Source organism: Pseudomonas lini (assembly GCF_030812475.1).
GTDB classification, from domain to species: Bacteria; Pseudomonadota; Gammaproteobacteria; order Pseudomonadales; family Pseudomonadaceae; genus Aquipseudomonas; species Aquipseudomonas lini_A.
This window is the reverse complement of the sequence record NZ_JAUSSR010000003.1, coordinates 21,637-46,808: the sequence shown is the minus strand read 5'-3', so window position 1 is coordinate 46,808 and position 25,172 is coordinate 21,637. Positions and strand designations below refer to the sequence as shown.

22 protein-coding genes and 1 pseudogene are annotated in these 25,172 nt (G+C 59.1%); 10 read left to right on the top strand and 13 right to left on the bottom strand.

Annotation, left to right across the window (positions count from 1 at the left end; all coding sequences use genetic code 11):
- Positions 1-100: 100 nt before the first annotated feature.
- Entirely contained in the window at positions 101-508 is a 408-nt protein-coding gene (locus J2W17_RS06665; RefSeq protein ID WP_223486143.1) for an HPF/RaiA family ribosome-associated protein, read from the bottom strand.
- A 213-nt stretch (positions 509-721) separates the two neighbouring features.
- Positions 722-1,669 (bottom strand): LysR substrate-binding domain-containing protein, encoded by a 948-nt coding sequence (locus tag J2W17_RS06660; RefSeq protein WP_307331157.1) that lies wholly within the window; start codon positions 1,667-1,669, stop codon positions 722-724.
- Between the two features lie 137 nt (positions 1,670-1,806).
- Between J2W17_RS06660 and J2W17_RS06655 the strand changes: the two genes are divergently transcribed.
- Both J2W17_RS06655 and J2W17_RS06650 read left to right on the top strand, forming a co-directional pair.
- Positions 1,807-3,183, top strand: a complete 1,377-nt coding sequence (locus tag J2W17_RS06655; RefSeq protein WP_307331154.1) for an L-serine ammonia-lyase — start codon at positions 1,807-1,809, stop codon at positions 3,181-3,183.
- A gap of 402 nt (positions 3,184-3,585) precedes the next feature.
- Positions 3,586-3,903, top strand: coding sequence for a DUF3509 domain-containing protein (locus J2W17_RS06650; RefSeq protein ID WP_307331151.1), 318 nt, complete (start codon positions 3,586-3,588; stop codon positions 3,901-3,903).
- Here the strand turns inward: J2W17_RS06650 and J2W17_RS06645 are convergent.
- Positions 3,900-4,400 carry a phosphate-starvation-inducible protein PsiE gene (locus J2W17_RS06645; protein ID WP_064679662.1) on the bottom strand — a complete coding sequence of 167 codons (501 nt, stop codon included), beginning with the start codon at positions 4,398-4,400 and terminating at the stop codon, positions 3,900-3,902. The two genes, J2W17_RS06650 and J2W17_RS06645, sit on opposite strands and share 4 nt — an antisense overlap.
- Before the next feature lie 348 nt (positions 4,401-4,748).
- Between J2W17_RS06645 and J2W17_RS06640 the strand changes: the two are divergent.
- Positions 4,749-5,003: pseudogene (locus J2W17_RS06640) on the top strand (YebG family protein); the annotation flags it as partial.
- A 334-nt stretch (positions 5,004-5,337) separates the two neighbouring features.
- Here the strand turns inward: J2W17_RS06640 and J2W17_RS06635 are convergent.
- Positions 5,338-6,357 carry a Glu/Leu/Phe/Val dehydrogenase family protein gene (locus tag J2W17_RS06635; protein WP_307331146.1) on the bottom strand — a complete coding sequence of 340 codons (1,020 nt, stop codon included), beginning with the start codon at positions 6,355-6,357 and terminating at the stop codon, positions 5,338-5,340.
- A gap of 183 nt (positions 6,358-6,540) precedes the next feature.
- Here J2W17_RS06635 and J2W17_RS06630 point away from each other — a divergent pair, with 183 nt between their 5' ends.
- Positions 6,541-7,344: a SirB1 family protein gene (locus J2W17_RS06630; RefSeq protein WP_307331143.1), complete on the top strand. Its 804-nt coding sequence runs from the start codon at positions 6,541-6,543 to the stop codon at positions 7,342-7,344.
- A 119-nt stretch (positions 7,345-7,463) separates the two neighbouring features.
- On the opposite strand, the gene maiA is transcribed toward J2W17_RS06630, so the two are convergent.
- The 3 genes from maiA to hmgA are packed head-to-tail and all read right to left on the bottom strand — an operon-like array spanning position 7,464 to position 10,724.
- A complete protein-coding gene (maiA, locus tag J2W17_RS06625) occupies positions 7,464-8,099 on the bottom strand; it encodes a maleylacetoacetate isomerase (protein ID WP_307331139.1) in 636 nt (211 codons plus the stop codon).
- A gap of 12 nt (positions 8,100-8,111) precedes the next feature.
- Positions 8,112-9,416 (bottom strand): fumarylacetoacetase, encoded by a 1,305-nt coding sequence (fahA, locus tag J2W17_RS06620; RefSeq protein ID WP_307331136.1) that lies wholly within the window; start codon positions 9,414-9,416, stop codon positions 8,112-8,114.
- A 3-nt stretch (positions 9,417-9,419) separates the two neighbouring features.
- Complete coding sequence (hmgA, locus tag J2W17_RS06615) at positions 9,420-10,724, bottom strand: homogentisate 1,2-dioxygenase (RefSeq protein ID WP_307331132.1); 1,305 nt, start codon at positions 10,722-10,724, stop codon at positions 9,420-9,422.
- A gap of 159 nt (positions 10,725-10,883) precedes the next feature.
- Here hmgA and J2W17_RS06610 point away from each other — a divergent pair, with 159 nt between their 5' ends.
- Positions 10,884-11,672 carry an IclR family transcriptional regulator gene (locus J2W17_RS06610; protein ID WP_307331129.1) on the top strand — a complete coding sequence of 263 codons (789 nt, stop codon included), beginning with the start codon at positions 10,884-10,886 and terminating at the stop codon, positions 11,670-11,672.
- Here J2W17_RS06610 and J2W17_RS06605 read toward each other — a convergent pair.
- The 3 genes from J2W17_RS06605 to J2W17_RS06595 form a co-directional block, all read right to left on the bottom strand.
- Positions 11,665-14,217 carry a helix-turn-helix transcriptional regulator gene (locus J2W17_RS06605; RefSeq protein ID WP_307331124.1) on the bottom strand — a complete coding sequence of 851 codons (2,553 nt, stop codon included), beginning with the start codon at positions 14,215-14,217 and terminating at the stop codon, positions 11,665-11,667. The two genes, J2W17_RS06610 and J2W17_RS06605, sit on opposite strands and share 8 nt — an antisense overlap.
- Before the next feature lie 139 nt (positions 14,218-14,356).
- Positions 14,357-15,724 (bottom strand): DUF1329 domain-containing protein, encoded by a 1,368-nt coding sequence (locus J2W17_RS06600; RefSeq protein WP_373459966.1) that lies wholly within the window; start codon positions 15,722-15,724, stop codon positions 14,357-14,359.
- Between the two features lie 22 nt (positions 15,725-15,746).
- Positions 15,747-17,540, bottom strand: a complete 1,794-nt coding sequence (locus J2W17_RS06595) for a DUF1302 domain-containing protein (RefSeq protein WP_307331119.1) — start codon at positions 17,538-17,540, stop codon at positions 15,747-15,749.
- Between the two features lie 220 nt (positions 17,541-17,760).
- Between J2W17_RS06595 and J2W17_RS06590 the strand changes: the two genes are divergently transcribed.
- The 5 genes from J2W17_RS06590 (at position 17,761) to J2W17_RS06570 (ending at position 22,254) form a co-directional block, all read left to right on the top strand.
- Positions 17,761-18,075, top strand: coding sequence for a hypothetical protein (locus J2W17_RS06590; protein WP_307331116.1), 315 nt, complete (start codon positions 17,761-17,763; stop codon positions 18,073-18,075).
- 101 nt (positions 18,076-18,176) lie between these two features.
- On the top strand, positions 18,177-18,959 hold the full coding sequence (locus J2W17_RS06585; RefSeq protein WP_307331113.1) for an N-acetylmuramoyl-L-alanine amidase: 783 nt from the start codon (positions 18,177-18,179) through the stop codon (positions 18,957-18,959).
- A gap of 297 nt (positions 18,960-19,256) precedes the next feature.
- Entirely contained in the window at positions 19,257-21,134 is a 1,878-nt protein-coding gene (locus J2W17_RS06580) for an S-type pyocin domain-containing protein (protein WP_307331110.1), read from the top strand.
- 11 nt (positions 21,135-21,145) lie between these two features.
- Complete coding sequence (locus J2W17_RS06575) at positions 21,146-21,406, top strand: bacteriocin immunity protein (protein ID WP_307331107.1); 261 nt, start codon at positions 21,146-21,148, stop codon at positions 21,404-21,406.
- Between the two features lie 299 nt (positions 21,407-21,705).
- The gene (locus J2W17_RS06570; protein WP_307331105.1) at positions 21,706-22,254 is read left to right on the top strand and encodes a hypothetical protein; all 549 of its coding nucleotides are present in this window, start codon (positions 21,706-21,708) and stop codon (positions 22,252-22,254) included.
- Positions 22,255-22,301: 47 nt separating this feature from the next.
- On the opposite strand, the gene J2W17_RS06565 is transcribed toward J2W17_RS06570, so the two are convergent.
- The 3 genes from J2W17_RS06565 to J2W17_RS06555 all read right to left on the bottom strand — a co-directional run bounded on the left by J2W17_RS06565 (position 22,302) and on the right by J2W17_RS06555 (position 25,126).
- Positions 22,302-23,213, bottom strand: a complete 912-nt coding sequence (locus J2W17_RS06565; RefSeq protein WP_307331102.1) for an SDR family oxidoreductase — start codon at positions 23,211-23,213, stop codon at positions 22,302-22,304.
- Positions 23,214-23,509: 296 nt separating this feature from the next.
- A complete protein-coding gene (locus J2W17_RS06560; RefSeq protein ID WP_307331099.1) occupies positions 23,510-24,412 on the bottom strand; it encodes an alpha/beta fold hydrolase in 903 nt (300 codons plus the stop codon).
- 258 nt (positions 24,413-24,670) lie between these two features.
- Positions 24,671-25,126: a flavodoxin gene (locus J2W17_RS06555; RefSeq protein ID WP_307331095.1), complete on the bottom strand. Its 456-nt coding sequence runs from the start codon at positions 25,124-25,126 to the stop codon at positions 24,671-24,673.
- Between the last annotated feature and the right edge of the window lie 46 nt (positions 25,127-25,172).

Below are 25,172 nucleotides of genomic sequence, written 5' to 3'. Positions count from 1 at the left end.
GGCGGTTTGAATGAGTCATGACCGCGCATGGCGCACAAACGCGAACGGGCCTGCATCAGCAGGCCCGTTCTGTGTGGGAAGGTAAAAAGTGAATCAGACTTCAGCCGTTTTGCGCGGCCTGTTCGTTCTCGAGAAACTCGTCTTCCAGCAACGCATCGGCAGTCGGTCGCTCGAACGGCACTACGGCGGCACGTGGTTTGCCCCGCAGTTTGCCGAACAGGTGTTCCAGCGCATGTTCGAGTTTTTCAGCCGCCCCGTCGATCGCCAGTTCCAGGGAGTCGGCTTTATGGGTTACAGAAATCGGTTGGTGGCCTTTTGGCCGCGCTTCCAGCTGGCAGCGCATATCGTGCGGTCCGGGCTTGTCGCCGTTTTCGTCCCGCAGGTGGACCTCGACACGGGTCAGGTCCTCTTCGTAACGTTCGAGCGTGCTCTCAATGGTAGTACGTACCCACTCCTCCAGTCGGATGCTGCTTTGAATATGGTTATCGCTGTTGACTTGGATTTGCATAGTTCATCCCTTATTTCAGCTAGCTCGCGAGAGGCGCATCGGCTGGCCCTTGGGCGTCATCACCGTGACCTCTTACTTACACAATCGGTGTGCGCGCGAAACAATTCAACCCCTGAATAAAGATAAATATGGATTTGCAAAAAAAGCCGGACAACCGGTAAAAGCGCTGCTATGGTCGGGAGTTGGGTTGCCTCGCTGCGACTCACGAGCGGCTCACATTTGCTGCTCTCCCAGCGGGTGCAGGCTACGGAACATCTCCGCCTCTTCCACCAGCCAGTCATGCACCGCACGCACACCCGGATGACTCAGCGCGCCCGGCGCATAGAGCAACACATACCGCTTGTGGTTGGGCACCGCCAGGCCAAACGGTACGATCAGGGTCCCGCGCTCCAGCTCATCGTTGAGCAGCGTTCGCCGCGCAATCGCCACGCCCATCCCGGCAATCGCCGCTTCGATGGTCAGGTGATTGCGATTGAACGTATGCCCACGCCGTACGTCCGCACCTTCAAAACCGATGGCATTGAGATAAAACTCCCATTCCGCATACTCATAGCTGCCGCGCCAGGCGGTGATGTCGTGCAGCAACGGGAAGTGCACAAGGTTTGCCGGGCCATGCAGCGGCGGGCGGCCACGCAACAACCCCGGGGCACAGACCGGAAAGATCTGTTCGTCGAGCAAGGTTGTGGATAACAAGCCGGGATAGCTACCGTCATTCAGGTCGATGGCCAGATCGAAATCGCCCTCATGCAAGGGCACGCTGCTGTCCTCGGCCACCAGGCGCAACTGAATATCGGGGAAACGCTGCTGCAATCGCGGTAATCGCGGGGTCAGCCATTTGCCCAGGAAGGATGGAATCGAGCGCAGGCGCAAAGTTCCGCTAATCATTCCCGCATCCAGTCGGCGTAATTCTGCATCGATGCTGCCGTAGGCCTCGTTAACGGTGATGGCCAGTCGCTGGCCTTCGGCGCTCAATTCCACTCCGCGCGCACGACGATGGAACAGGCGAAAACCCAACCGCTCCTCCAGTTGTCGGATTTGCTGACTGACCGCACCCGGGGTGATGTGCAGTTCTTCGGCGCAGCGGGTGAACGACAAGTGCCGCGCGGCACAGGAAAACACGTGCAGCCAGACATAAGTCTGGGCGTGTAACTGACGACTCATCGTTTAGTCCTGCTAAAGGCTTTCTTAGGAAGTTTCGTTGGTCACGTAGGACCAGGAAGATGCAGTATCACCCACATTGCGCTTGTCCTACAAAACATGGCGTCGATTCCTACTCCCTTGCTTGTAGAGGCTTTAGCATGGCTATCAGCGTTTTCGATCTTTTCAAAGTAGGCATCGGTCCGTCCAGCTCCCATACCGTCGGTCCGATGCGCGCCGCGGCGACCTTCGCCCAAGCCCTGATTGACCAGCATGTGCTCGACGATGTACGGCGGGTTGAAATCCGCCTTTATGGCTCCCTGTCGGCGACCGGCGTGGGCCACGCCACCGACCGCGCCTGTGTCATGGGTTTGATGGGCGAATGGCCGGACAGCATCGATCCCGAGTCCATTGATAGCCGGATCCAGACCCTGCGCGAAACCGGCGAGTTGAACCTTGCGGGCAAAAAGACCATCGCCTTCCACTGGCAGCATGATCTTCTGCTGCTGGACGAGAGCCTGCCCTACCACCCCAACGCCATGTCCCTGACCGCCTTCGGCGACACCGGTGAGGTGTGGGAGCAAACCTATTACTCGATCGGTGGCGGTTTCATTATCGAAGCGGCCGAAGCCGAGTCGGGTATTGCGCCGGCCAGTGATGTAGTGCTGCCCTACGACTTTTCCAGCGCCGCCGAATTGCTCAAGCTCTGCAACCAACATGGGTTGCGGGTTTCCGAATTGATGATGGCCAATGAATTGGCCTGGCGCAGCGAAAGCGAAATCCGCCAGGGCCTGCTGCACATCTGGTCGGTGATGCGCGAGTGCGTCGAGCAAGGCTTGATGCATGAAGGCATCCTGCCCGGCGGCCTGAATGTTCCGCGCCGCGCCGCGAAATTGCACCGCAGCCTGCTGGAAATCGGCAAGCCGAATGTCATCACTTCGACCCTGTCGGCCATGGAGTGGGTCAACCTGTTCGCCCTCGCGGTGAACGAAGAAAACGCCGCCGGCGGCCGCATGGTCACGGCACCGACCAACGGCGCAGCCGGGATCATTCCGGCAGTCCTGCACTACTACATGAAATTCAACCCGGACGCGTCGGACGACGACGTGGTCGCGTTCTTCCTTGGGGCTGCGGCCGTCGGCATCCTCTGCAAGAAAAACGCGTCGATCTCCGGTGCCGAAGTCGGTTGCCAGGGCGAAGTCGGTTCGGCCTGCGCGATGGCCGCTGCCGGTCTGGCCGATGTGCTCGGCGCCACCCCGGAACAACTGGAAAACGCCGCCGAAATCGGCCTGGAACACAACCTCGGACTGACCTGCGACCCGGTCGGCGGCCTGGTCCAGGTGCCCTGCATCGAGCGCAACGCAATCGCCGCGGTCAAGGCGATCAACGCCACGCAAATGGCCCTGCGCGGCGACGGCAAACACTTCATCTCCCTGGACCGGGTGATCCGCACCATGCGCGATACCGGCGCCGACATGCATGACAAATACAAAGAAACTTCACGGGGCGGCCTTGCGGTGAGCTGGGTGGAGTGCTGAGGAGCATTTCCCGCCGACATCGCGCGCTGGCATTGCGCCAGCACTCGGCCAGACCTCGAACGTGCTCGTGGTGCTGATCGGTTTGATTGCACTCTCTACGATCATTGACTCATTCATGCCCTGAAACGGGCAGCCCCTTGTAGGAGCGAGCTCCCTCGCGATGGACGTTAACGATAACGCGTTGCTTCTGACTAAACGCGTAATCCTCCAGTCCTTCATGAGCAGGCTCGCTACTACAGTAATGTCAGCGACAGTCCCTCCTCCCCCACTCCTTGCACGACAATGTTCCCGGCATGCCCCTTGCTTTGACTCATGGCTATGAAATGCCAATGGTCCGGAGTTGCGAACCAATCCGATCACGGCAGGTCAACAACTGCACGTTCAATCAGGCGGTAACGCATCATGGACAACCCTTTTCAGCTTATTACCGATGCCTTTGCAGCGGATTACCAGGTCAACCTGAGCATCCAGGGCCTGGACGGAAGAATCATGCTGACCCTGTCCAACAGCGGCCACGTGGTCGCCAAACGGATGATCAGCGCCGAACAACGCAATGACCCCAAGCGTCTTAAACGCCTGGTGGAAAGCATCCAGTTCGGCATCGCCATCGAACAGGGCCACAGCGCCGTGGCGATCCTCGAAGCCATGACCGACGGCGACAATCGCAACCTGCCGCCACCCCAGGTCAAGCGCCACGGCCGACCGGCCATGGGGCTTTAAATCTCGCCCTTCTCCACCTCGGGATGTTCACCGGAACCCGCACCGATCTTGCGTTGCGGGTGTTCGATCTTCACCGAGGGGAATTGTGACGAGGCATAACGCACCACCAGGATCGAAAACGCCAATAGCAGAATCCCGCCGCACAGGTAGATGATTCCCACATCCGGCGGATTGTGGTGCGACACGTTGGAGATCAGCAGTCGCGTCAGCGCCGTGATCGCCACGTAGATCAAAAAGCGCACCGGCATGTGGTTGGTCTTGAAGTAAATCCCGACCATCGCCCCCAGTTCCAGGTAGATGAACAGCAGCAAGATGTCATCGATCTTGATGTGCCCTTCTTCGAGCATCCCCAGAAACTCCATCACCGCCGCCCACGCGGTCACCGCACCGATGGCGAACAGCGCCAGGTAGTGGAAAGTCTCGACGAACAGATTGCCCAGGGACTCGGCCAGTTGGTGCACGTTCTGCCGCAGCTTCTCGGCCCAGTTGATTTTCACGATGATTCTTCCTTAGCTCGGTTCGAGCGGATGATGCGGGTTGGACGTGACGGTTGTTCTGCATGCAGAAAAAAGGCCAGGGGCGCCTGCTACATGATGGCGAGGTGCTCTAAAACGCGCTCCGTGGCGTTTGGTCGCACCCGTCGGGCCGGCACCCAGCATGTGGGAGCGGCGGTGCGACGATTCGACCTGCCCGCGATTGGAGCGCCACGGTCTACCTGACAAACCCTGAAATCGATCTACAGTCAAAAGCCACTACCCACAACGACAGGAATCGCTTATCCTTAGCTGTATATAGATACAGTAGTTGATACAGACAACTTAATGTGAAGGCATGTGAGGTGGTGAATGGCCGTCGAAGTGGTATACCGCAGCAGCCGAGATCTGGAGCGTTTGTTCATGGATAAAGCCGAAGCTGACCGTCATGACAAAATGCTCGAACTGGCTGAATTGCTGGCCGAGGTGTTGCACAAAGCCGTTCCGTCCCTGACTGAACAGCAAGTGGAAGAAGCCGGGATCTACATGGCGAAAAATCGCGACGTGTTCGCCAAGGCATTCAAGAGCCAGCCGGATGCGTTGTCCGAATTGCTGAACGCGCCTGCTGAAGTCGCCGAGCCTGTGGAAGTGGCTGCACCCGCTACACCGGCTGTCCCCGTTGAACCGGTTGAAGTGCCGAGCGTTGCGCCGGCCAAGCCAGCCAAAGCGGCCAAGACGCCGAAGTAAGCGGCGCCCGAATTGAACAGGCCCTGAATCGAATGGTTCAGGGCCTTTTTCATGTCCGAAAATCAAAAGATCGTTTGTACCCTGTCTTGAGCCGGCAGCGCCCATGACGACGCCTTCGCTGCGGTGCGGCCAAGGTGTCCTCTGGGGAGATGCAAGGCTCAAGGCCGCCTTCGCCGGCAAGCCGGCTCCTACAGGGGGGGCCATCATTCAGCGGTTAGCGATAAAGCACTTTCTCTGCCAATTCGTCCGCCACTCGCGCCGGGGAACGTTTTTCCGCCTGGGCATGAGCAAAGACTTCGGTCAGGCGCGAGCTGATTTTCGACAGGTGCGCGGTGATGGTCGTCAGCGCTTCGCCGCGGTGTTTGAGCGAGACGTAGATCAACCCGCCGGCATTTATCACATAGTCGGGCGCATACAGGATGCCCCGCCGCTCCAGTTGATCGGCGACATCCAGATGGTTCAACTGATTGTTGGCGGAGCCGGCCACCGCCGCGCAGCGCAGTTGCGTCACGCTGTTGCTGTTGAGCACGCCGCCCAGGCCGCAAGGCGCGAGGATGTCGCACGGCGTGCTGAGCAATGCGTCGTTGGCGATCGGGTGAGCGCCCAACTGCTCCATTGCCAATTGCACCTTGCCGTGATCGATGTCGCTGACCAGCAGTTCGGCGCCGGCGGCATGCAGTTGCTCGGCAAGGGCATAACCTACGTTGCCCAGACCTTGAATCGCCACGCGCAGGCCTTCGAGGTTGTCGCTGCCCAGGCGGGCCATGGCGGTGGCACGAATGCCGGTGAACACGCCCATGGCCGCATGGGGCGCCGGGTCACCTGCCGAGGTGGTGCTGGTCACGTGTTGGGTCTGTTGGGCGATGCAATCCATGTCCGCCACCGAGGTGCCGCTGTCGATGGCCGTAATGTAGCGGCCATCGAGCTGATTGATGCAACGGCCGAAGGCCTCGAACAGCGCGGCGCGGTTTTCCACATGCACCGGGCGCATGATCACCGCCACGCCGCCACCCTGGGCCAGGCCGGCGAGCGCTGCCTTGTAACTCATGCCTTGTGCCAGGCGAACAGCGTCCTCGACCGCGGACTCGTCGTCAGGATAGGGCAGGTATCGACAGCCGCCCAAGGCAGGTCCGAGACGGCTGTTATGAATGGCAATCACCGCCTTCAACCCGGTGACCGGGTCGACGCTCAAATGCAGCGATTCAAGGCGAGTGCTTTGCATGAGAGCGAACATTGCAGGGCTCCCGAATGACTACTCGTAGTCGCCAGTATAGGCTTGCGCTCAAAAATTGCAGAAGCGCGCCGGAATAAGCGCAGCCACCAAGCAGGCTTTCGGAAATAACCGCAAAGGGCTTGCGCAGGGTACTGGACGAATGCCGCAGACGAGGCTAAAACGAGGCATACCCCGGAGATTTTGATGACCCCGCGCCAATGCTTTTTCGCCTGTCTGCAACGATCACCGCCCGCGCTGTTCGAGGCGGCGTTGTGGATCGCGGCCGAACACGACAAAGAACTGAATACCGAGGCGGTGCTGAAAAATTTCAAGGACCTGCAGCAGCGGGTCAGTTATGGCTTGCCGATGTTGCCGGTCAGCGAATTGGCCCAGCCCTTGTTGCGGCGCATGAATGACCTGGGCTTCGCCCAAGACGGCTTCACGCCCTTGCGCCCGCATGTGGCCTTGGTCGACAAAGTGCTGGAACGTCGGCGTGGCCAGCCGCTGGCTCTGGGGTTGATTGCGCTGGAGTTGGCCAAGGGGCTGGAAATCCCCATGGTCGGGGTCAACTTCCCCGGGCATTTCCTGCTGCGCGTACCGGGCGCCGATCACCTGCTCGACCCCTGCGGTGGCCGTCGCCTGTACCCCAATGATTGCCGGGAACTGTTGCAACGCCAGTACGGCCCGAACATGAAACTCAACGCCGAGCACTTGCTGAGCGCCGAGCCGGTGCAAATGCTGCAACGGCTGTCACGCAACCTGCGCCAGTTACATCTCTCCAACGATGACTACATCGGCGCCCTGATCGATGCCGAACGGGTGCTGGAATTAGGCAACGCCAGCGCCGCCGATTACCTCGCCCGGGCCAGCCTTTATCAACGGCTGGACTGCCCGAACGCCGAACGCTTCGACCTTGAGCATGCGTTGCTGCTCAGCGACGACCCGATCCAGCGGATCCGGCTGACGGAACGGTTGGGGCACCTGCCGCCGAACTCGATAGTCCATTGAACACAGGCTCCTTGCGGGAGCGGGCTTGCTCGCGAAGGCGGTGGCACATTTAGCATCGATGTGACTGACAGTCCGCCTTCGCGAGCAAGCCCGCTCCCACATCAGGCCGAGGTGAGGCTTCAGGGGGTGTCGGGCTGGTTCGCCGGGTGCGCCTTGATGAATGCCGGGTGTGTCGCAGCGAGTGCCGCCACTCGACGAATTCGTGGATAGGCCTCAAGCGAGATGTTGAAGCGTTCGGCGGCGTAGAGCTGCGGAATCAGGTAGGCATCCGCCAGCCCGGGCTGCGGACCAAAGCAATAACCTTCATCGCCGATCAACTGCTCCACCGCCGACAGTCCCTGGCTGATCCAGTGCCCGATCCACTCCACCACCTGGGTTTCATCGTGACCCAGTTGCCGCAGCTTGTTGAGCACGCTGACGTTGTGCAGCGGGTGCACATCGCAGCCAATCAATGCCGCGACGCCACGCTCCCGAGCGCGGGCAGCGAGGTCTTTCGCCAGCAGCGGCACCTGTGGATAACGTTCCTCGAGATATTCGATGATCGCCGGTGACTGGATCAACAGGTCACCTTCATCCGTGCGCAACGCCGGCACCCGGCCTTGCGGGTTGATGCCCAGGTAGGGCGGCTGTCGGTGCTCGCCACCCGGCGGTGCGATCAGATTGATCGGCAGCGCCTGGTAGTCCAGGCCCTTGAGGGCCAACGCGATCCGCACCCGGTAGGACGAAGTCGAACGGTAGTAGGTATAGAGTTCCATGAGCCGATCCTCTCAGCGCGCCGGCAACACTTTGCCGCGGCATTCGCCGAAACCGATTGAGGCAAAACCCTCGCGGTTGCAGCGGGCGCGCAGAATGATTTCGTCACCGTCTTCCAAGAACTTGCGCACCTCGCCCGATGCCAGTTCAATCGGCTTTTTGCCGCCCTCGGTGATTTCCAGCAGGCTGCCAAACTGACCGTTTTCCGGGCCCGACAAGGTGCCCGAACCAAACAGGTCACCGGCTTGCAGTTGGCAGCCGTTGACGCTGTGGTGCGCGACCAGTTGTGCCACGGTCCAGTACATATGCCGGGTGTTGCTCAGGGTCAGGCGATGGGCCGGCAGGTTCTGCTCGCGCATGGCTTCGGTGAGCAGCAGCACTTCCAGTTCGATGTCGAAGGCACCGGCGGCCTGGTCACGCTTGTCGAACAGATAAGGCAGTGGCTGCGGATCGCCTTCGGGACGGGCCGGTTGCGCGCGACGGAACGGCTCCAGCGCTTCGGCCGTCACCACCCACGGCGAAATGCTGGTGATGAAGCTTTTCGACAGGAATGGCCCCAGTGGCTGGTATTCCCAGGCCTGGATGTCCCGGGCCGACCAGTCGTTGAGCAGGCAGAAACCGGCGATGTGATCGGCGGCGTCGCCAATGGCGATCGAGTCGCCTAGCTCGTTGCCCTGGCCGATCCAGATGCCCAGCTCCAGTTCGTAATCCAGGCGGGCGCAGGGGCCAAAGGTCGGCTCGGTCTGACCGGCCGGCAGGGTCTGGCCTTTCGGACGGCGCACGTCGGTGCCGGATGGGCGAATGGTCGAGGCGCGGCCGTGGTAACCGATCGGCACATACTTGTAGTTCGGCAGCAGCGGATTGTCCGGACGGAACAGTTTGCCGACGTTCTGCGCGTGCTCGATCCCGACGTAGAAGTCGGTGTAATCGTTGATTTTCGCCGGCAGGTGCATCTCGCAATTCGCCGCCAGCGGCAGCAGTTTCGAGCCTTGGGCTTCGATCTTGCCGTGCAGGGTGCTGCCTTCGGCGAACAGTTCCAGCAGCCGTTCGCGCAGGGCAACACGCGCGTCGCGGCCCAGCTCGAAGAACGCGTTCAACTGACCGCCACGGGTGGCTTCGACTGCGGTTTTTGCCGCGCCGTCGAACAGACCGGCATCGAGTGCCGCTTCCAGATCGAATATATGCTCGCCGATGGCCACACCACTGCGGGGTGTCGCGCCCTTCACGCTGAACACGCCCAATGGCAGGTTCTCCAGGGGGAAATCAGCGTGGCCGTTGGCGGAGGCAACCCAGCTACGAGTGATGGAAGTCTGAGTCATGGGTTATCTCCGGGTCGGATCGAAAGTGGCGGGCAGCGTGGCCCAGCAGGCATCGTAGGTGGTTTGCAATTGCTTGCAGTCCTGGGCGAAACGGCTCGGGCGCAGCACCTGGCTGGTCTCGAACATGAAAGCCATGGTGTTATCGATTTTCGTCGGCGCCAGTTCGGCGTTGATCGCCCGGGTGCAGGTTTCGCCGTCCGGGCCGTGGGCGCTCATGCAGCTGTGCAACGACGCGCCACCCGGCAGGAAGCCTTCGGCCTTGGCGTCGTATTCGCCCTGGATCAGGCCCATGAATTCGTTCATCAGGTTGCGGTGGAACCACGGTGGACGGAAGGTATTCTCGGCCACCATCCAGCGTGGCGGGAAGATCACGAAGTCGAGGTTGGCCAGGCCGTGCACGCTGGTGGGCGAGGTCAGGACCGTGAAGATCGAAGGGTCCGGGTGATCGAAACTGACCGTACCGATGGTGTTGAAGCGGCGCAGGTCATATTTGTACGGCACGTTATTGCCATGCCAGGCGACCACGTTCAGCGGCGAATGATCGAGCTCGCACCCCCACAACTCGCCGAGGAATTTCTGCACCAGGGGGGTCGGTTGCTTCAGGTTTTCGTACCGGGCAACGGGGGTCAGGAAGTCCCGCGCATTGGCCAGGCCGTTGCTGCCGATCGGCCCCAGGTCCGGCAGGCGCAACGGCGCGCCGTGGTTCTCGGCGATGTAGCCGCGAGCTTGCGGGTCGAGCAGTTCGACGCGGAATTTCAGGCCGCGCGGCAGTACCGCGATTTCCAGCGGCTCAAGATCCAGTACACCCAATTCAGTGGCGATGCGCAGTCGGCCCAGTTGCGGTACCAGCAGCAGTTCGCCGTCGGCATTGAAAAACACCCGTTCCATGGAGCGGTTGGCGCGGTAGCTGTAGATGCTGATCCCGGACGGTTTTTCCGCGCCCGAGTTGGCCGCCATGCTCACCAGCCCGTCGATGAAGTCGGTGGGCTCGCCGGGGATATCCAACGGGTTCCAGCGCAGGCGGTTGGGGGTGACTTCACCCAACGGGCCGCCGGCCAGTTGCCGATCCAGTTTGACGAATGCCGGGTGGTTGGCCGATGGCTGGATGCGGTACATCCAGGTGCGCCGCGCTTCGCTGCGGGCCATGGTGAACGCCGTGCCGGAGAACAATTCGGTGTAAAGGCCATAGGGGGCTTTTTGCGGGGAGTTCTGGCCGACGGGCAATGCGCCGGACAAGGCCTCGCTGCTGAATTCGTTGCCGAAGCCTGACTGATAAGCCAGCGCGGGCGCCGTTGAATCGAGGTTCATGGAGCCTCCTGAACAGAGAATAGGCAGTGGCCTTTCGCTCGGTAAAGGAGGTCCTGGCACGCCGGGTTATTTTTATCGTAATTCAATTACGCATAACGTAATTTGATTGGTAATGACCGTCAAGCTATAAAGACGTCCATTTGTAACGGGATCACCTCCATGGGCAGCGAAAGCAACGGTAAACAGAAAGTCCGCTCGGCCGAGGTGGGTACCGATATCCTCAAGGCATTGGCGCAATTGTCACCCTCGACGTCCCTTTCGCGCCTGGCCGAACACGTGCAGATGCCGGCGAGCAAGGTTCACCGCTATCTGCAGGCCTTGATCGCCAGCGGCTTTGCCGAACAGAACGCCACCACCAACCATTACGGCCTGGGTCGCGAAGCCTTGCGCGTGGGGTTGGCCGCCCTCAACAGTATGGACGTGCTCAAAGTCGCCGCCCTGCCCTTGGCCGAGTTGCGCGATGAACTGAACGAAACCTGCTTTCTGGCGGTGTGGGGCAATCAGGGCGCAACCGTGGTGCATATCGAGCCGGCGGTGCGTGCCGTCACGGTGGTCACGCAATTGGGCTCGGTACTGCCATTGCTCAGCTCATCGACCGGGTTGGTCTTCGGCGCTTTCCTGCCCAAGCGTGAAACCGTGGATCTGCGCGAGCAGGAACTGCAAAACGACAGTGCTCACGCCCTCGCCGACGATCAGGCCTATGAAACCCTGTTCGGGCAGATCCGTGACCGCGGCCTGCATCATGTGCATGGCTTGCTGATGCCTGGGGTCGATGCGCTGTCGGCACCGGTGTTCAACGCCGTCGGGAACGTGGCTGCAGTGATCACCATTGTCGGCCCGGCCTCGTTGTTTCATGCCGACGAAAACGGCCCGGCGGCCCGGCGATTGCTGGCGGCGACACGGGCCGTGAGCTGGCGCATGGGCTATGAATCGCCCGCCCTCAAATGACAATGCCCAATACTTTCGCCCTGGCCACCGCTTGAGTCCTGCGCTCCACCCCCAACTTGCCATTGATGCGGCGCGCGTGGGTTTTCACCGTATGCAACGAGATGAATAACAGATCAGCAATTTGCTTGTTCGAATTGCCCTGTGCCACCAGGGTGAGCACTTCGATTTCACGTTGACTCAGCGGGTTCCGGATCGCACTCACCTCGCAATCATCACCCGGTTCCCCCCGCCCGATGGCTTGCGGCAACCGCGGCTGACGCAACTGCATATCGCGCAAGGCCTGTTGCAGGTTACAACGCTCGACCAGGGCCAGGCCTTCTCGCAATGATTGTCGGGCAGCGGCCGGGTGGTCGGACAGCCAGGCGACTTCGGCCAGGGCCAGGTGTAATTGTGCTTGCAGCCCCGACATCCCCCGTTGTCTTGCCCACTGCAATTGCGCCTCGAGCCGGGCCAGTGGCATTTGCGCCCGGCCCAGATAAACCTCGGTCAGTACCAGCAGATATTCCAGGCCGGGAATCAGCTCCAGCGTGGCCGGCGGAGCCTGACGCCCGTGGGGCCCTTGATAATGGCGCAGCACCCGGGTCAGGGCTTCGTGGGCCAATTGCGCCCGCCCCTGCTGTAGCCAGAAATGGCAGCTCATTTGCAGCAGGACACTGCGGTACACCGTGTCTGGAATCCGCCGTTGTTGCATCAACCGTTCGGCGTCACGCAGAAGGAGGAAAGCTTGCGCGTAATCCAGCCGATTGGCCGCCAATTGTGCCAGGCCGAGGAACCCATACAGCGCGCGTTTATCCTGGTTGCGCAGACAGATCTGCAGGCCGGTCTCGAAGTACGCCGCCGCTTGCATTTCCCGGCCCTGACTCAAGCTCAGACGCCCACGATGCAGGGCAATCCGGCCGAGCAAGGGTTCGGCCAGCGGTTGTTGCCGGGAGAGCAGGCCGTCCATATTGGCGAGCAAGTGCTCGGCTCTGCCGCAGGCCCCCCGCTGCTCGAGCAACTGCGCGTGATCGAGCTCCAGCAGGCCTTCAAACACCAGCGAGCCTTGCGCCCGGGCCAGGCACAACGCGTCTCGGTTGAGCGCCTGTGCCACCTCGAGCTCACCCCGGACCAAAGCCTGTTGGGTCAAACCGGACAGGCACATCAACCGGGCGGGCCAGAACTGTGGACCCAGTTCGTCGAGCGCCTCAAGAAAGTGTGTCCGTGAGGCGTCCATGCGCCCCTGCAAATGCAGCAACCAACCTTGTTGCGCCTGCCAACGCGCGATCAATTGCCGTTGATGGAAGGCTGAGGGTTGAGGCAGGAAGCGGGACATATGGGCGATGCACTGACCCGCCTGCTCGAAGCGCCCGGCAAACAATAAGGCTGCGGTGACCAGCCCGACCAGTTGTGGCGAACCGAGCATCAGTTCCTCGCCTTGTTGCTCGTGCAAGCGCAACAGCAACACCACGGTCTGTTCTTCGAACAGCTGCTCGAAATTGAAATGCTGCAACAGGCTGACGGCGACCTCGTACTCTTCGGCCAGCAATGCCTGTTCGAACGCGGCCTTCCAGTCCAGTTCGGCGGCGAACCACTGACAGGCACGCCGATGCCAGGAACGCCCGGCCGGCCATTGTTCGTCGCGCATCAACCGGGTCAGGGGCGCGAAAATCTGCAGCCAGTCAGTCGAGTCTCGCCAGGGCTCGATGAAGCAGCCACGTTCCAGCAACGTGCTCAAGTATTGAGCGCCCTCGCCCGCACCGAACAGGTGATCGCAAAGCCGGGCATTGAAGCGGGGCAAGTGGGCCAGCACCCGCCAGGCTTCGGCAAGCTCCGGGGTCAGGCTGGCGAAGAGCTCATGCTCCAGGTAATCGTGCAGCGTGTCCGGGCGACCGTGGAGCGTGTCGTTGCGTGACCAGTCGCACTTTTGCAGCAGCGCAATCCGCACGCCGGCGCACCAGCCACCACTGCGCTGGAAAACAAGCTCGGCGGCTTTTGCAGCCTGGGCCGGCTCCAGGCGATGCAACAGCTTTGCAATTTCAGCTTGATCGAACGCCAGCGTGGCGCGCTCGCAGTCGTACAGTTCATCATCCAGTAACAGGCGTGGCCAATTGCATTGCGGACGGCGCCGACCACTGAGCCACCAGATGACCCGCGGGCTGCTGATCGCCAGCAACCGGTCGAGCAACAGATCCAGGTCCGGATGGGGGATACGGCAATAGTCATCGAGAAACAGCCAGGTGGCTGTTTGCAGCCGCGCCAGATGCGCCAGCAATGCCGGTTCATCCGATGCTGGCAGGCCCAGGGTTTGCGCCAGGCGCTGGCGAAAATCGACCACACTGATCGGCTCCCCCGCCAACGGCAGCCAATGGACCTGACACTGGGCGGGCGCCTGCAACAGGCATTCGACGAGCAACGCACTCTTGCCACTGCCCGCCGGTGCGCAGAGCAATTTCACCCGCGCCGTCGATGCCAGCAAGGGTTCGATCAACCGGTCGCGCGACTGGTGGTGGCAAGACAAACGGGGCAGGAATCCAGGACGGTCCAGACACAGCGTCATGGCAGTCATAGTGGTGCGCCTTTTTATAATTGTGGCGCCACCCTAGCCCTGTCTCGACAGCTTGTTGAAGAAGTATTCAACATACTTATTGGCACGTATAAAAAAGGTGACTTATGTCACCCTTTTCTGTAGGACCACTGTGGGAAAGTTACCTCACCCCCGTACTCCGTAAGGCTGCTGGCGTGTAGTCCCCTGCTTTGGCGACGACACCGAACTCGAAGCTGCGCTTCTCCTCGTTCTTCATCCCCAAGGCAATGTAGCGACCGGCAATGAGGTCATACAGCGCTTCCACGGTATAGGCCGGAACCTGGTGATCGTAGTAGAACTGCGCATGCCCTTCGGCGACACGCCACAGTTGGCCGCGACCGTCGTAGTGGTCGGCCAGTGCGACTTGCCAGCTGTCTTCGTCGATGTACATGTGACGCTTGGCATACACGTGCCGCTCGTTCGGCTTGACCGTCGCGACCACTTCCCAGACACGGTGCAACTCATACCGGGTCAGGTCCTGATTGATGTGCCCGGCCTTGATCACGTCGGTGTACTTGAGGTTGGGCGAGTCGAGCTTGTAGCTGTTGTACGGGATGTACATTTCCTTCTTGCCGATCAACTTCCAGTCGTAGCGATCCGGCGCGCCGGAAAACATGTCGAAGTTGTCGGTGGTCCGCAGCCCGTCGGACGAGGTGCCCACGCCGTCATAGGCGACTTGCGGCGCACGGCGCACACGGCGCTGGCCGGCGTTGTAGATCCAGGCCTTGCGCGGTTCCTGGACCTGATCGAGGGTCTCGTGCACCAGCAATACGTTGCCCGCCAGCCGCGCCGGCGCGGTGACTTCCTGCTTGAAATAGCTGAGCACGTTCTCATCGCTGCCCGACTTCAGATCCCCCAGCAGCGAAGGCACGGCAACCTCGTCCTTGAAGCGGATGACGGTGAAATCACCATTGGACTGAGGGGTCGCCTGGGTGATGGTACGGCGCAGGTTGCCGCCGTGATAACGGGTGACGTGGTTCCAGATCACCTCGACGCCATTCTTCGGAATCGGAAAGGCGTAGTAGCGATTGCCGGTGAAATTGGCCAGGCCGTTACCGTCGTTGATCGGTGTCACGTTCAGGGCGCTGCGCTTGGCCGACTCATTGATGTCCGCTGGCACGGCCACGGTACGGTGGGTGGGATAAACCGGGATTTTATAAGTCTCGGGATAGCGCTTGAACATCGCTATCTGGCCATCGGAGAGCTTGTCCTTGTACTTGTCCACCGTCGCCGCGGTGATGGTGAACAACGGCTTTTCGTTGGCAAACGGGTCGGCCAGAAAACCCTTGCTGTCCACGGCACCGGCGTTCTTCGGCAGGCCACCGGTCCAGGCCGGGATCGAGCCATCGGCGTTGCCGGCTTTCTCGCCGCCTAGCGGGGTCAGGCTGGTGCCGAGCTTGTTCGCTTCTTCCGGCGACACCGCGGCCATGACGTTGGCGGCCAGCAGGCTCAGGGCCAGGGCACCGCATTGCAGAATCATCTTGCGCATTGATTTCATCCTCTCAGCCAGATCAGAAGTTCACGCCAAAGCTCAACGCCATGAAGTCGCGGTCTTCCAGGGTGTTGTAGTCACCGCCGAAGAAATCGGTGTAACTCAAACTCGCGGTATAGGTATTGCGGTAGTCGGCATCGACGCCGACACTGATTGCCTTGGCGCCTTCGTTGAACAACCCGTTGGGGCCGTAACCGGCGACGTCATGGGACCAGGACAGGTTGGGTTTGAAGTTGATCCCGGCGATGACGTTGTTGTAGTCGAGGATGGCGCGGGCGCGGTATCCCCAGGAGGTAGCGGTGACAAAGCCGTCGGTATCGCCGCCAAAACCGTATTGGCCGTACACCGAGTCGCGGCCGTAACGCAGCTCCGAGCGGCTCTCCAGCCCGCCAACGTGGACAACCGCCGCTTCACCGACCAGGGTCAGGCGGTCCGCGCCCATCACCTGATCGATGAAGTGGGTCAGGGTGCTCTGGATCTGCGTCACTTCCTTGCGGCGATAGCCTTTGTTGTCGGCCCCGGGCGTCGTCGCGATAGGCGATGCCGCGCCGCCAGCGATCGGGTTGAGCATCGCCAGGGTCAGGTCGGTGCTGTTGAGCTGCACCGGCGCATTGGGGCGATAGCTGATCTCGCCGGTCCACGCGGTGCCGGTGGGCAAGGTGGTAGAGAAGCTCGCGCCATAGAGGCGAATGTCTTCCGGATACTCGAGATAGTATTGGCCGCGACCAAGCATCACACTCTGGGCCAGCGCCGATCCGGTACCGGGCGCAATAGCGTTGGCGGCACCGACGATACCCGGGATTTGCGACAGCGTGCCCAGGCCGGCCGTGGTGGTGCCGACGTTCGGTGTGCGGCTGTGGTAGTTCATGAAGTACAGGCCGTATTCGGTATCGTCGCCCAACCAGCGCAACGCCGTCCCCCATTGCCCGGAGTCACGGGCGTCGCGGTCGCCGCCGCGGGGCACGATCACCCCTTCCCTGCCGACCTGGAAGCCCTGGCCAAATGCGGCGGCGATCGGTTGCAATGGCGCGATGGCAGGGCTGCCCACGGTGTAGCCCGTGGTGCAACCGTCTGCCGCCACGTCACCGCCGAAGAAGGTGCCGCAGTTGTCGAGAACGGTCTGGTCCCACTCCAGCTGATAGAAGCCTTCCACGGTGAGTTTGTCTGTCAGGCCCTGGGAGGCGAACAGCATGTTCACCGGTATCAGGCCTTCCTTGATCTCGGCCCCGGGACGGCGGAAGGCTGACACATCGACCGGGTTGATGCTGTTGATCGAGTTGCCGATGAAGGTGCTTTCGCCCCAGCTGACCACCTGCTTGCCAGCACGCACAGTGCCCGGCAGATCGGCGATGGAATAGTTGTGATAGACGAAGGCGTCGAGGATCTGCGCACCGGCGGACTTGGAACCTTCCTTGCGATTGTGGTCGCTGATCGGCTTGAACTCGCGGTCTTCGTCCTTCAGTTCGAAGTCGTACCAGTACTTGCCTCGGACAAACACCCCGGTGTCGCCATACTTCAGTTCGAGATCGTGGATGCCCTTGAAGATCTTGGAGAAGGTTTCGCCCTTCTTGAAGTTCAGCCGCCCGTCGTCACCGGTCGACGCCTGGCCGGTTCCGCCATTGACGGTGCCCACCAGCGCCCTGTCGGCATCGCGCATGCCCCAGCTCGCGCCGACGGACAACGAGGAATCGAAGGTCCCCTCGATTTCGCCGATGTTGAATGAAACGGCCTGCGCCTGGGCGCAACAACCCAAGGCCACCGCGGTGGCCAGGGCCTGCGGTGTGAAGATGGCGCGCATTGTTGTTTTTGTCATGCGTCTTCCCCGGTGAGTGACAGAAGGCCACACCCTACTGCTGCATGACAGGGGCGATAAGCGCACCAAGGAGGTATTCGTGGTGTCGCTCCAAAGGATGAATGGCTGCACCAGGCGGGGGTTCTGCTCGCAATATGGATGAACTGGATGGACGATCATCAGCGCAAGGCATGGCGCAGCGCCGAGCAGGCGACGACTGTTACTCAATTCGCAACAGTTCATGCCTGAAATCACTGTTTTTCCTTTGTGGCCAAAGGCTTATTCTTATCGGGCTTTCACGGCAGACAGCCTGAAAGCAGCGAAGCCATGGCGTGTGTTCCATTCCATAGGCGACGGACTTCAGATGAATCGAGGATTTTCGATTCGTCACCCTGTGTTTACTGATGTTGATTTGTTGCTCCTTGATCCACGTCTTACTTTGGCCGCTGCGTTTGCAGCGGCCTTTTTTATGGGCGTAAATTGTAGGAGCGAGCTTGCTCCTACAGGGGTCAGCATTCGCTTTCACCTACGCAATTCCCAGAAAGTGACTACATGAATCGGTAAACATACGAAGCGCCCGATGATTAAAGGTATTAGCTGCAGGCACTCATTTGCGTCGCACGCTACTTCAACCTTATTCATCAAGAGCGTTTCCTTATGATACCTACCGATGCCACCACTTATCGCTCCATCAAGGGCTTCAACAGCCGGGTCCGCTTTCTGATTTTTCATTACACAGCCGGCAACTTCTCCAGTTCGGTCAATGCGCTGACTGGTCCGGATGTCAGCGCCCATTATCTGGTCCCCGACATTACGGATCAGAGCTATCTGAAAGCGGGTCATACTGATCAGGTAATCTTCAATCTCGTCGACGAAACCCAGCGCGCGTGGCATGCAGGCACCAGCCATTGGGGTGACCGAAGCAATCTGAACGACACCTCTATCGGCATTGAAATGGTCAATCTTGCTTCTTTCAACCAAGGCAAATTCAATTTTCCACCCTATCATCCCGTACAAATCAAGGCAGTTGAAGCGCTGGCGCTGAACATCCTTGAACGCTATCCGGATATCACCCCGACCCAAGTCCTGGGCCACTCTGATATTGCACTCGGCCGCAAGAGCGACCCTGGGCCAAAATTTCCCTGGCATGCTCTTTCCCTGAAAGGCATCGGTGCTTGGTTTGACAAGGCCACTCGAGATGCCATTGAGCAGCAATATGTCGAATCTGGTATTCCGGTCCGTTCCGAATTACTGAAGATGTTCAAGACTTACGGGTATGACATTTCCGGCGCGACGACCGAACAAGGCTTCACCCAGCTTGTCCGGGCATTTCAGTTGCACTTTCGCCCGGAAAAATATAATGGGGTCATGGATGCGCAAACGGCTGCGAATCTGACGGCGTTGGTTCGTAAGTATTTTTCCAGAGAGATATTTATTTGAGCCGTTGCGATTGCAACGGCGCTTTGCCCAACAACAAAACAACAACCATTAAACAACGCCCCACAAAACATTTCCTATAACAGCGTACGAAAAATCTTGTTTTACCGTAGATAATTCCATCTGCATCGATTCTACATCGAAATATCTCTCAATTTTATAAGTAAAGGCCTACGCCCAACTCAGACCCACTCTTTCGGTTTTTGTCATAACTTGAAATTGCACGAAGCAATAGTTCGCCGCCATACCCCTGACAAAAAAACGCCATCGAACATCAAGCAAATTCAAAAGGACACGAGTATGCAAAAACCACCTAAACCGCCACAGGGAAACAACTCAAGGCCTGGTTACTTTGAGTTAACCAAACCTGTTGATATAAAAGGGATCGCACCCGATCATTTTATACCCCCGCAACGAACGGGAAACAATTTGCAACCTGGCCCCTTTGGGCGCGGCGTATCGACCTATAACCAAAACAGAGGCACAGTAATAAATACGACCCAAGCCCTGGAAGAGGAATATCAGACCAGGTCCAGCCAGTTACCGCAAACCATCGAGGCAGAACTGGCGGCGACCCGACATGAAGGACCCACAGATCCAGTTTCGCCATTGGAATCAATTGTCCGCGAACTGGGCGTACTGAACAAGCTTACAGAACGTAAAACCGCAGAGTTCAACAATAAAACAGCGACTGCCAATGCGTTTTATGGAGGTGATCCATTTAACCGGCATATCAATGAGTTCATGGTCAAAGCCACAAAGATAGAGAAGTGGCCGGGACCGAATGGCATTGCCATGCAGGCCTTGAATGAATCACTCAGAGCCGCGATCGACGCCAGACTGCTGTCTCAAACCCTCCAATCACTCCAACAGCGAACCGTCAATCTTCAACACACCCTCAGTGTCATGCAAGCCGCTGAACAGGCACGAGTGGCAGCAGAACAGGAAGCACTGCGTGTGGCGGCCGAAGAGGCACGCAAAGCGCAAGAAGCAAGAGCACGGGAAGAGGCTGCCGTAAAGGAGCTTGCAGACCGCGATGAGCAGATAAAAGAGCTTCTTGAGGCGATGGAAGCGCAGAAAGCCGCCCGGGCCAACAGACCTTTTTTCGTATCCGGTTCGGCTGCAGCAACGGGTCCGGTGTTTACCGCTGCAGCAGGAAGCGCCGCCACAAACACGGCCACCACCCAGGCCATTCAGACCAGTTTGCGCGCAGCAGTCTTGGCTGTGCTCGACGCAGCGGCAGCATCGGCAGGCGCGGTTGTCGGTGGATTCGCCGCACTGTTGTGGCCCTCGCCACTGGGTAATAGTGATCGCTACGCCTTGAGCGTGCCGCTAACGGACCTCACATCCCTCGATCCCCATGACTTGCACAGGATTGCCGAGGCTAATGGGGAAATCGCACTGCCAGTCGCGATTGGCTCCAGGACTGTGGGTAACACAACGGAGTTCTTCGTTGCCGCCACCAACGGCACGACGGTGCCTGCAAAAGTGCCGGTGCAGCTCGCCGCTTTCGATCCAGGTCTGAACGCCTATACGTCTTACAACCCGGATGTGCCGTCCATTGGCATGACCTGGACGCCAATTGTAAAGCCGAACGATACGTCCACTACGTTGCCAGCGGACGAGCAGAAGATTGCTGTCTATGACGGCGCTACCGTGACGACACTGGAAGGACGGCTCGATGAATTTCCAGAGTTGGATCTGTACAGCTTTGGTGGATTCATCACGGTATTCCCGGCCGATTCGGGGATTACTCCAACGTTCACGATGTTCAGGGATCGACGGAACGAGCCCGGGGTCGCCAGTGGAGTTGGGCAGGAGGTTTCAGGGAATTGGTTAGGGGCTGCAGCTTCAGGCGAGGGAGCACCCATTCCGACACAAATCGCGGATAAGCTTAAAGGGCGACGGTTTTCGAGTTTCACAAAATTTCGCAGGGCATTCTGGACGGCAGTGGCTAGTGATGAATATTTATTCGAACAGTTCAACCTTATAGATAAAGCCACCATACGCAATGGTTACTCACCAAAGCCTCATGACATCGAACATGTAGGTGGACGGCGAAAATTCGAAATCCATCATATAATGCCGATCGAACATGGAGGTGCTGTGTACGACATAGACAACCTGCGAATACTAACTCCGAAACAACACATACAAACTCACTCTAAAAAAGGTTAAGGAGATTGAAGATGATCTTAAAAAGCAAATTTGAAGACTATACGGAACACGAATACTTAACCCTTGTGAGTTCATTATTTAATGGAACCTACTCTTCTGAAGAAGAGCTAGACAACATTTTTGAAAATATAATTAGCACGTCAGAACACCCTCATGCTTCCGATGTTTTGTGTCACCCAGAAAAAGGGATTGAAGACAGCCCACATAGCGTAGTGAATGTCTTCAAGCAATGGCGGGCAGCCAACGGTAAACCAGGCTTCAAACCTGAATAACTAGCTGACACCAAGCCGCTGCATCCGGCGGCTTGGCACCACCCTACCCGCCCAACTAAAAAACCACCCGAGATACACACAGGGCATGACAGAAAGGCTAGACCGGACTGTAAAACAAATGGCCGGGCGCTAATTTTTTGATTATACAGATTGGCATCTGTGTGGCTTAGATCCAACTAACAACGATACCTCAATCAACAGTAGCAGTTTTATGGAGAGCGCTTACACCTATGACTGATGAAAACACTCAGCGACATTCACATCCTATACCGGCGACTTGCTCGGACGCAGACAGGATCATGATTGAACGTCTTCATAACATTCTGCAAGGTACAATTGAAATAACCGATACCGATAAGCGCTTCCAAGCTCATTGTCTGCGAACACTTGAAAGATTTCGAGCCATGGGTATTGCTGACGATTTCATTCCAAAGAAAAACCCTTCGATCTGGAATAACGCCCATAGCGCTGCGCTGGAAGACTACCAGCTTGGAAATGACGAATCGCTTCGATATACCGCTGACGCAATAGAGGCAGCCATGAGGCAGGAAATCAAGGCTTTTGAAATCGTTGCTGGATCGAACCTTTCAGTAGCGGCACTCGAGCAAATGGTGAAAAGCGAGTCAGTCAGAGACCTGCTTCTGATTTTTGCGATCGGTCTTGCTTTCCCATCAATCGACCAGATGTTTGGGCGGTATCGATTCGAAGCGATTGCCAATGGTGAGCTGGTGAGCATCTATGAGCGGCTTTTCGAGGAGAGCGTTCTGACCGAAGGTGTCAGCGCGATCGCGATCAAAGGCCCCAACTGGAGAGCTCCCGGCTTCGTTGTAGAAAATCGATACGTCTAGAACTAACTACCAAGCCACTCGCCCCAGCGGCTTGGTAGCTTCAGCGCTTAAATCGAATACCTCTGCAAATTCCCCATCATCTCCTTCAACGCCTCAATATTGTCCTTGGGATGCGCCGCCCCCTCGAAATCACAGATCTGCTGCCAATGCGCCGCCACATCCTCCGGCGAGAACCCCACCCGCGGATCAAACCCGGCGCCCAGGCTGCGTTCCCAGCGCACTTTGCCCATCCAGCCACCACCGACTTCGAACAATCCGGAGGTTTCCTGGCAGGTTTCGCTGGCCAGGTACACCACCAGCGGGCTGACCAGTTCCGGCTTGAGTTGTTCGAACACTTGCGGCGGGATCAGGCCTTCGGTCATGCGGGTGCCGCCGGTGGGGGCGATGGCGTTGACCAGGATGTTGTTCTTGCGGCCTTCGATGGCCAGGGTGCGGGTCAGGCCGTAGAGGCCGAGCTTGGCCATGCCGTAGTTGGACTGGCCGAAGTTGCCGTAGATGCCCGAGGTCGAGGCGGTGAAGATCACCCGGCCGTAGTTCTGCTCGCGCAGGTGCGGCCAGGCGGCGCGGGTGACCTTATAGGCGCCTTCGACGTGGACCCGGTAAACCAGGTCCCAGTCGCCGTCGTCCATTTTATGGAAGGTCTTGTCCCGCAGGATCCCGGCGTTGTTGACTACCACGTCGACCCGACCGAAAGCGTCGAGGGCGTTCTGGACGATTTTGTCGCCGTCGGTGACAGAGTCATGGTTGGCCTCGGCAATGCCGCCCGCCTCGCGGATTTCGGCCACCACACGGTCCGCCGCCGAAGCGTTTGCGCCTTCGCCCTGGGTCGAGCCGCCGAGGTCGTTGACCAGCACCTTGGCGCCTTGTTTTGCGAACAACAGCGCATGCGCCCGTCCCAGGCCGCCACCTGCACCGGTGATGATCACGACTTTATCTTCGAAACGCACAGACTCGTTCATTGAGGGGACTCCAGCAGGCCAGGGACAATGGGCCGAGTGTCAGGCACGGCGATGCTGGTCACAATGAACACGGGGGAGGCTGAATGGTGTGCGATAAGGCTGGGGGATGATGAGTGCGCCGGTGGGCCGCAATGAGCCTGTGGCGAGGGAGCTTGCTCCCGCTGGGCTGCGAAGCAGCCCCAAACCTCCAATGAGCGAGTCAGTTATTATTATTGATTCATAGTGGGCTGCGACTGCTTCGCAGCCCAGCGGGAGCAAGCTCCCTCGCCACAAAAGCTGCCTCGCGACAGTAGAACTCAGGAACACGCCACCTTGCGCGGCGGCGAAATCTGCTGATCGCGAAACTCCAGATAGTGCTTGAGCACCAGCCCCGGCGCTTCGGTCTGCGGGTAGTGGCCGATGCCGGGCAACAGGACCGTGTCCGGGTTCGGGATCAGCTCCCGATAGCGCTCGACCATGTGCGCCCCGGAGACCGGATCGACCTCGCCATCGATCACCCGCAACGGCACCTCACCGCGCTGCATCGCGCCGACCCAGCGCTCACGCTGCACACGCCGCTCGGGAATATAGTTGATCAACTTGTGCATGACCCGTGTTCCGTGATTGCTCTCGATCAGGCTCCAGAAATCATCCATCTCGCTCTCGGTGGGACGGCTTTGCGGGCCGAATATCTGGTGGAAACTCTTCACCAGGCCGTCACGGGAAAAGGCTCGCCCGATCATCCAGCCCAGGGGGCTGAGCAACAGTTTTTGCATCAGCACCGGGCGATGGGTTTCGGGGAACAGGCCACCGTTGAGGAATACGCAGCTGGCGATATTGATGTGCGTTTCGTAATGCCTGGCCAACAGTTCCTGGGCGACGCTGTCACCATAATCATGTGCGAGCACATGGACTGGCTGATCGACGTTCAAATGAACCAGCAACGCCTGCTGTAGATCGGCCTGCTCAAGCAGGCTGTATTCATGGTTCAGCGGTTTGGCTGAGTCGCCAAAGCCGAGCATGTCGCAGGCAATTACCCGATATCGCTGGACCAGGGGTTGCCACAGGTAATGCCAGTCCCAACTGGCGGTCGGGAAGCCATGGATGAGCAATAGCGGCTCACCCTGCCCCGCCGTCCAGTAACGGATGGCCTGGCCACGGAATACCAGGGTTTGGGCGCGCTTGCGCCAGACACACAGGGGGATCTCGGCGAGAGGCATCAAAAGTTATAACCCGGGTCGAGTTTATCGAGTTTGCGCGGCAGCGCCGGCCCTTTGACACTGGAGGGTGAATGCACGGGGGTTACGCTCACGGCAAGGAACCTCGACTTTTTATTATGGAGTGTTGCCAATGACTACCGAGTCTAGTCACCCACCAGGAATCGTGTAGTTGCATTGGCAGCCAGCTTGATGGCCGAGCGAGTCAGGGCGCTGGCAGGCTGGATCCAGTCAAAAGTACCTTGCTGCGCGAGCAGCCGGTCAGCCCCGCAGGGTGCTGACCAACTCTGCCAGCCAGGGCTCTGCGTCGGTCTCCGGAGTGACGCTTTCACTGGCATCCAGGCGCAGCATGGGCAGGACTTCGCGAATGCCCAGTTCGCTGAACAGTTCACGCATCAGTTCCCCGCCGCCGCAGAAGGTGTCGCCGTAGCTCGCATCGCCCAGACCGATCACTGCACCCGGCAAGCCACGCCAAGCTGCCGGCAATTGGTCGCGAATGGCGAAATACAACGGCTGCAGGTTGTCCGGCAGTTCGCCCATGCCAGTGGTGGAGGTCACTGCCAGAAAGGCCTCGGGGCCAAAAGCCTGAACCTCGGCGAGGCTCGCGCGCGGGTTATGGAAGGTTTCGAAACCTGCTGTCTTCAAAATGCTCGCAGCGTGGCGGGCGACTTCTTCAGCCGTGCCGTACACCGAGCCGGAAAGGATGGCAACTTTCATCAATCTGATCCTGAAGCTGAGTAAAAAAGAGGGGGATATTAACAGC

What these genes read in the sequence shown, in the direction of transcription:
- J2W17_RS06665 (WP_223486143.1), bottom strand. Translation starts at nt 508, where the DNA reads ATGCAAATCCAAGTCAACAGCGATAACCATATTCAAAGCAGCATCCGA.
- J2W17_RS06660 (WP_307331157.1), bottom strand. Translation starts at nt 1,669, where the DNA reads ATGAGTCGTCAGTTACACGCCCAGACTTATGTCTGGCTGCACGTGTTT.
- J2W17_RS06655 (WP_307331154.1), top strand. Translation starts at nt 1,807, where the DNA reads ATGGCTATCAGCGTTTTCGATCTTTTCAAAGTAGGCATCGGTCCGTCC.
- J2W17_RS06650 (WP_307331151.1), top strand. Translation starts at nt 3,586, where the DNA reads ATGGACAACCCTTTTCAGCTTATTACCGATGCCTTTGCAGCGGATTAC.
- J2W17_RS06635 (WP_307331146.1), bottom strand. Translation starts at nt 6,357, where the DNA reads ATGTTCGCTCTCATGCAAAGCACTCGCCTTGAATCGCTGCATTTGAGC.
- J2W17_RS06630 (WP_307331143.1), top strand. Translation starts at nt 6,541, where the DNA reads ATGACCCCGCGCCAATGCTTTTTCGCCTGTCTGCAACGATCACCGCCC.
- maiA (WP_307331139.1), bottom strand. Translation starts at nt 8,099, where the DNA reads ATGGAACTCTATACCTACTACCGTTCGACTTCGTCCTACCGGGTGCGG.
- fahA (WP_307331136.1), bottom strand. Translation starts at nt 9,416, where the DNA reads ATGACTCAGACTTCCATCACTCGTAGCTGGGTTGCCTCCGCCAACGGC.
- hmgA (WP_307331132.1), bottom strand. Translation starts at nt 10,724, where the DNA reads ATGAACCTCGATTCAACGGCGCCCGCGCTGGCTTATCAGTCAGGCTTC.
- J2W17_RS06610 (WP_307331129.1), top strand. Translation starts at nt 10,884, where the DNA reads ATGGGCAGCGAAAGCAACGGTAAACAGAAAGTCCGCTCGGCCGAGGTG.
- J2W17_RS06605 (WP_307331124.1), bottom strand. Translation starts at nt 14,217, where the DNA reads ATGACTGCCATGACGCTGTGTCTGGACCGTCCTGGATTCCTGCCCCGT.
- J2W17_RS06600 (WP_373459966.1), bottom strand. Translation starts at nt 15,724, where the DNA reads ATGCGCAAGATGATTCTGCAATGCGGTGCCCTGGCCCTGAGCCTGCTG.
- J2W17_RS06595 (WP_307331119.1), bottom strand. Translation starts at nt 17,540, where the DNA reads ATGACAAAAACAACAATGCGCGCCATCTTCACACCGCAGGCCCTGGCC.
- J2W17_RS06590 (WP_307331116.1), top strand. Translation starts at nt 17,761, where the DNA reads ATGCCTGAAATCACTGTTTTTCCTTTGTGGCCAAAGGCTTATTCTTAT.
- J2W17_RS06585 (WP_307331113.1), top strand. Translation starts at nt 18,177, where the DNA reads ATGATACCTACCGATGCCACCACTTATCGCTCCATCAAGGGCTTCAAC.
- J2W17_RS06580 (WP_307331110.1), top strand. Translation starts at nt 19,257, where the DNA reads ATGCAAAAACCACCTAAACCGCCACAGGGAAACAACTCAAGGCCTGGT.
- J2W17_RS06575 (WP_307331107.1), top strand. Translation starts at nt 21,146, where the DNA reads ATGATCTTAAAAAGCAAATTTGAAGACTATACGGAACACGAATACTTA.
- J2W17_RS06570 (WP_307331105.1), top strand. Translation starts at nt 21,706, where the DNA reads ATGATTGAACGTCTTCATAACATTCTGCAAGGTACAATTGAAATAACC.
- J2W17_RS06565 (WP_307331102.1), bottom strand. Translation starts at nt 23,213, where the DNA reads ATGAACGAGTCTGTGCGTTTCGAAGATAAAGTCGTGATCATCACCGGT.
- J2W17_RS06560 (WP_307331099.1), bottom strand. Translation starts at nt 24,412, where the DNA reads ATGCCTCTCGCCGAGATCCCCCTGTGTGTCTGGCGCAAGCGCGCCCAA.
- J2W17_RS06555 (WP_307331095.1), bottom strand. Translation starts at nt 25,126, where the DNA reads ATGAAAGTTGCCATCCTTTCCGGCTCGGTGTACGGCACGGCTGAAGAA.